This window comes from Serratia proteamaculans (assembly GCF_008830365.1).
GTDB classification, from domain to species: Bacteria; Pseudomonadota; Gammaproteobacteria; order Enterobacterales; family Enterobacteriaceae; genus Serratia; species Serratia proteamaculans.
The window spans coordinates 1-1,797 of the sequence record NZ_WBKI01000015.1; the positions used below are offsets into that span (position 1 = coordinate 1).

Annotated in this window: 1 tRNA gene and 2 rRNA genes; all 3 read right to left on the minus strand. The window is 49.2% G+C overall.

Annotated elements, in window-relative coordinates:
* A 23S ribosomal RNA gene (locus F8R23_RS24050) occupies positions 1 to 673 on the minus strand; the annotation flags it as partial.
* A gap of 234 nt (positions 674 to 907) precedes the next feature.
* A tRNA-Glu gene (locus tag F8R23_RS24055) sits at positions 908 to 983 on the minus strand.
* 144 nt (positions 984 to 1,127) lie between these two features.
* Positions 1,128 to 1,797, minus strand: a 16S ribosomal RNA gene (locus F8R23_RS24060); the annotation flags it as partial.

Consider the following 1,797-nt stretch of genomic DNA (forward strand, 5'->3'; position numbering starts at 1 on the left):
CGGGTCTATACCTTGCAACTATTCGCCCAGTTAAGACTCGGTTTCCCTACGGCTCCCCTATACGGTTAACCTTGCTACAAAATATAAGTCGCTGACCCATTATACAAAAGGTACGCAGTCACCCAACTAGTAGGCTCCCACTGCTTGTACGTACACGGTTTCAGGTTCTATTTCACTCCCCTCGCCGGGGTTCTTTTCGCCTTTCCCTCACGGTACTGGTTCACTATCGGTCAGTCAGGAGTATTTAGCCTTGGAGGATGGTCCCCCCATATTCAGACAGGATGTCACGTGTCCCGCCCTACTCATCGAACTCACAATTAATGCATTTTAGTGTACGGGACTATCACCCTTTACTGTGCGACTTTCCAGACGCTTCCACTAACACAAGAACTGATTCAGGTTCTGGGCTCCTCCCCGTTCGCTCGCCGCTACTGGGGGAATCTCGGTTGATTTCTTTTCCTCGGGGTACTTAGATGTTTCAGTTCCCCCGGTTCGCCTCATACGACTATGTATTCATCGTATGATAGTGCAACGAATTGCACTGGGTTTCCCCATTCGGGTATCGCCGGTTATAACGGTTTATATCACCTTACCGACGCTTATCGCAGATTAACACGCCCTTCATCGCCTCTGACTGCCTAGGCATCCACCGTGTACGCTTAGTCACTTAACCTCACAACCCAAAAGTGTTTCCACCTTCGTGCTGTTACATTTGAGAGACTCTATGACAGGTTAATCCTTACTCCAATATTTCTACGGAGGAGTAAGTTTCAGCTGTCATGTTTCAATTTTCAGCTTGTTCCAGATTGTTAAAGAGCAATATCTTAAACACGACTCGTTAAAGTCATCTTTAAGATGTTTTCGGCGCAGCAAGCACCGGTGATAATGTCTTTCACTCATTATCGGATGGCGTCCCCAAGGGGATTCGAACCCCTGTTACAGCCGTGAAAGGGCAGTGTCCTAGGCCTCTAGACGATGGGGACACGAAAATCCGATTAAACTGAACGTCTTAATCGGTTCGTATCAGCATGAGTCAGAGACTCATTACATCAACAGGTAGCGCTTTTGCTCATTACTTTTCTATCAGACAATCTGTGTGAGCACTTCACGCAATCAATATCATTAGGTAAGGAGGTGATCCAACCGCAGGTTCCCCTACGGTTACCTTGTTACGACTTCACCCCAGTCATGAATCACAAAGTGGTAAGCGCCCTCCCGAAGGTTAAGCTACCTACTTCTTTTGCAACCCACTCCCATGGTGTGACGGGCGGTGTGTACAAGGCCCGGGAACGTATTCACCGTAGCATTCTGATCTACGATTACTAGCGATTCCGACTTCACGGAGTCGAGTTGCAGACTCCGATCCGGACTACGACGTACTTTATGAGGTCCGCTGGCTCTCGCGAGTTCGCTTCTCTTTGTATACGCCATTGTAGCACGTGTGTAGCCCTACTCGTAAGGGCCATGATGACTTGACGTCATCCCCACCTTCCTCCGGTTTATCACCGGCAGTCTCCTTTGAGTTCCCACCATTACGTGCTGGCAACAAAGGATAAGGGTTGCGCTCGTTGCGGGACTTAACCCAACATTTCACAACACGAGCTGACGACAGCCATGCAGCACCTGTCTCACAGTTCCCGAAGGCACTAAGCTATCTCTAGCGAATTCTGTGGATGTCAAGAGTAGGTAAGGTTCTTCGCGTTGCATCGAATTAAACCACATGCTCCACCGCTTGTGCGGGCCCCCGTCAATTCATTTGAGTTTTAACCTTGCGGCCGTACTCCCCAGGCGGTCGAC